Raw genomic sequence first — 3,712 nt, 5'->3', positions numbered from 1 at the left:
GGCCACGTTCGTGCCGGAGTCCAAGCGTCTGAACGTGTTGCTGCGTGAATTCCGCGCCAACCACAACCACATGGCCATCGTCATTGACGAATACGGCGGCGTGGCCGGTCTGGTGACCATCGAAGACGTGCTGGAACAAATCGTCGGCGACATCGAAGACGAGCACGACGTCGAAGAAGACAGCTACATCAAGCCGCTGCCCAGCGGTGACTTCCTGATCAAGGCCCTGACGCCGATCGAGAACTTCAACGAGTTCTTCGACAGCGAGTTCTCCGATGATGAATTCGACACCGTCGGCGGCCTGGTGATGAGCGCGTTCGGGCACTTGCCAAAACGTAACGAAATCACTGAAATCGGCGCCTATCGTTTCCGCATTCTGAACGCCGACAGCCGTCGGATTCACTTGCTGCGACTCTCGCCAATCGCTCGGTAATCATTAAGGATAGAAATGCGCTGGACAACCCGCCCCGGCTGGCCCGGTAACCTGCTGGCCGTGGCGGCCGGTGCAATCACCACCCTCGCTCTGGCACCGTTCGATATCTGGCCGCTGGCCTTGCTGGCGGTCGGCCTGTTCTATGCCGGGTTGCGCGAGCTGAGCCCGCGTCAGGCGGTGGGCCGTGGCTGGTGCTTCGGTTTCGGCCTGTTCGGCGCTGGCACCAGTTGGATCTACTACAGCATCCACCACTTCGGCGGCGCTTCGGTGTTGCTGGCCGGTTTCCTGATGCTGCTGTTTACCGCAGCGATTGCGTTCTTCTTCGCCCTGCCCGCCTGGATTTGGGCGCGCTGGTTGCGTCGCAACGAAGCGCCGCTGGCCGATGCGCTGGCATTCGCTGCGTTGTGGGTGGGTCAGGAGGCGTTTCGCGGCTGGTTCCTTACCGGTTTTCCGTGGCTGTATTCCGGATACAGTCAGCTCGATGGGCCGCTGTCCGGTCTGGCGCCGATCGGTGGCATGTGGCTGGTGTCGTTCGTTCTGGCGCTGACTGGCGCGCTGATCTACAACGCGCCGCGCCTGCTGCAAACCGGTCGCAAGGCTTTTGTTGCCGTTGGCCTGCTGTTGTTGGTCGGGCCATGGGTGGCGGGCATTGCGCTCAAGGGTCACGCCTGGACCAGTCCGTCCGGCGCGCCGCTGACCGTGGCGGCGATTCAGGGCAACGTCGCACAAAGCATGAAATGGGATCCGGCAGAACTTAACGCACAGCTGGCGTTGTACCGCGATCTGAGTTTGCGCTCCAAACCAGTGGATCTGCTGATCTGGCCGGAAACCGCCGTGCCGGTGCTCAAGGAATCCGCCGAGGGTTACCTGAGCATGATGGGGACCTTCGCCGCCGAGCGTAAATCGGCCTTGATTACCGGTGTTCCCATTCGCCAAACGGTGCATCACGAAAGACGCTTCTACAACGGTATCACCGTGGTTGGCGAAGGTGATGGCACTTACTTGAAGCAAAAACTCGTGCCGTTCGGTGAATACGTGCCATTGCAGGACATCCTGCGTGGACTGATCGCGTTCTTCGACCTGCCGATGTCCGACTTTGCCCGTGGCCCGGCGGACCAACCTCTGTTGCAAGCCAAGGGGTATCAGATCGCACCGTTCATTTGCTACGAAGTGGTCTATCCGGAGTTCGCCGCCAGTCTGTCGGCGCGTAGTGATCTGCTACTGACGATCAGTAACGATACTTGGTTCGGCACCTCGATCGGCCCACTGCAACACTTGCAGATGGCGCAAATGCGCGCCCTTGAGGCGGGTCGCTGGATGATCCGCGCGACCAACAATGGTGTGACCGGTTTGATCAACCCGTTCGGGCAGATCACCGAGCAGATTCCACAGTTCGAGCAAGGTATTTTGTACGGCGAAGTGGTGCCGATGCATAACCTGACGCCGTATCTGCAATGGCGTTCGTGGCCGTTGATCATTGTCTGCTTGCTGCTGTTTGGCTGGGCATTGATGGCGGGGCGGATGTCAAAAACGGTCTGATCACACAATTTTCAGATCCAACCCAATTGTGAGATTCGCCCCATTGTGGCGAGGGGATTTATCCCCGATGGGTGGCGAAGCCGCCCCGACCTGCAACAGCGGTGTGTCTGATACATCGCGCACACAGGTTTTGCGATGGCTTCGCCATCGATCGGGGATAAATCCCCTCGCCACAAAAACCCTATATCCAGTGGGCTGGGGGATCAGCGGTAAAACAATGAATACCCCACCTGCCCCACCGCTTCATTGAGCAACTGCCCGCTCTGCCAGATCGACTTGAACTCCGGCAGCCAGCCACCAAATGGCCTGGCGTTATCGGTGCCGAGAAACCCGACTGGCGCCGGCACCACTTCAAATCCCGCCTTCTCGAAACTCCAGACCGAGCGCGGCATATGCCAGGCCTGTGTCACCACGACCACGCGCTTGATCCCCTGCGGCAACAACATATCAGCACTGAATTTGGCGTTTTCCCATGTGGTACGGCTCTCACCCTCTTGCCAGCGCACAGTCACGCCGAAGTCATCCAGTAAAGAGTCAGCCATCAATTTCGCCTCGGTCGGCGGCGTGCCGTAATGCAAGCCGCCACTGGTCAGAATCGGCAATCCCGACGCCTTGGCCAGCCGTGCCGCATAGCGCTGACGCTCCAGCCCCACGCCGGTCGGCTGATCCTCGCCCCAAGCCAGATCACCGCGCTCACGCCCGGAACCCAGCACTACAATCGCATCGGCCCGTTGCGCGAGCGTCGCCCACTCTTCGCGAGCCAGCGGCGGCTCGCGCTCAAGGGCCTTGGCGCCCCACTGCACGACCACCGGCAGACTCATCAGCCAGAGCCCTCCAAAACCAATGGCAAAACATAATCCAGCGAGGCGCGGCCGTGAGCGTCGCAGCCACCAGGCAGCCAGCAACAGTAGTAAAAGAATGCCGGGCGGCAGCAAAAGTTGTTTGATGAAGTAACGAAAAGGCATCGGGCATCTCCAAAGATGCCCGAAGCCTAAGTGGGTTAAACCAACGCGACAACCGATAGGGTGGGATCCTGTTGAAAAAGATCCGTTTCTTGACCTGCCATGCGCTTACTTGGCCTGCAAAGCACGCACCTTGACGGTGTCTTTGCGGGGCGCCTTGTCCTTGAGCCAGATGACCTTGGCCGAATGTGCTGCATCGAGCTGCTTCACTGCTTGCGACAAGCATCCGTGCGTTTCACGTTCACTGCGATCCAGATAGGCCTTGACCAGTTTGAACTCGGCGGGGCTCAAGCCACGCAATTCCAGTTCCAAGGGGCGCTCATCGCGCAGCCGATCAGCGGTTTTTGCAGCATCCAGGGCCATCCCCAGACGATCCATCAACCGTTCGTACAACTCAGGTTTCGTGACGTTTCTTTGCTGTTGCTCCACCATCCCTCACCTCATTGAAGATAAGACTCACTCCCCAGTTAGAGCTTAGCTTCGCTGCACAAACCGGCTACACGCCGCGACCAACGGCCCTCGCCAAGTATTTACCGGGCCAAACAGCTGTAATCAGGGTTTCCCTAGGCCAAGCGCGGTCATGTATGCTACGGCGCTTCCTGTCATTCCACTTCCAGCTCGTCCGGGCCATCCCGATGCCGCGTTGAAGAGGATTAGGCCACCCATATCCAGTACAAAAGTAGCCATGCACGAACAATATCAGCCCCGTGAAATCGAAGCCGCCGCCCAGTCGTTCTGGGACGAGCAAAAGTCCTTTGAAGTCAGTGAACAGCCAGGC

General features: G+C 59.1%; 4 protein-coding genes. 2 read left to right on the top strand and 2 right to left on the bottom strand.

Annotated elements, in window-relative coordinates; all coding sequences use genetic code 11:
* Both ACIOVB_RS27190 and lnt read left to right on the top strand, forming a co-directional pair.
* The coding region (locus ACIOVB_RS27190; RefSeq protein ID WP_401272236.1) for a transporter associated domain-containing protein at positions 1 to 433 on the top strand (433 nt) is incomplete at its 5' end.
* 15 nt (positions 434 to 448) lie between these two features.
* Positions 449 to 1,972, top strand: a complete 1,524-nt coding sequence (lnt, locus tag ACIOVB_RS27185) for an apolipoprotein N-acyltransferase (RefSeq protein ID WP_401272235.1) — start codon at positions 449 to 451, stop codon at positions 1,970 to 1,972.
* 203 nt (positions 1,973 to 2,175) lie between these two features.
* Here lnt and ACIOVB_RS27180 read toward each other — a convergent pair whose 3' ends face one another.
* Positions 2,176 to 2,937, bottom strand: a complete 762-nt coding sequence (locus ACIOVB_RS27180) for a YdcF family protein (RefSeq protein WP_401272234.1) — start codon at positions 2,935 to 2,937, stop codon at positions 2,176 to 2,178.
* Between the two features lie 105 nt (positions 2,938 to 3,042).
* On the bottom strand, positions 3,043 to 3,366 hold the full coding sequence (locus tag ACIOVB_RS27175; protein WP_401272233.1) for a hypothetical protein: 324 nt from the start codon (positions 3,364 to 3,366) through the stop codon (positions 3,043 to 3,045).
* Positions 3,367 to 3,712 lie beyond the last annotated feature (346 nt).

This window comes from Pseudomonas sp. NPDC087639 (genome assembly GCF_044743385.1).
GTDB lineage: Bacteria > Pseudomonadota > Gammaproteobacteria > Pseudomonadales > Pseudomonadaceae > Aquipseudomonas.
The sequence above is the reverse complement of the archived record's forward strand: the minus strand, read 5'-3'. Positions and strand labels throughout refer to the sequence as shown.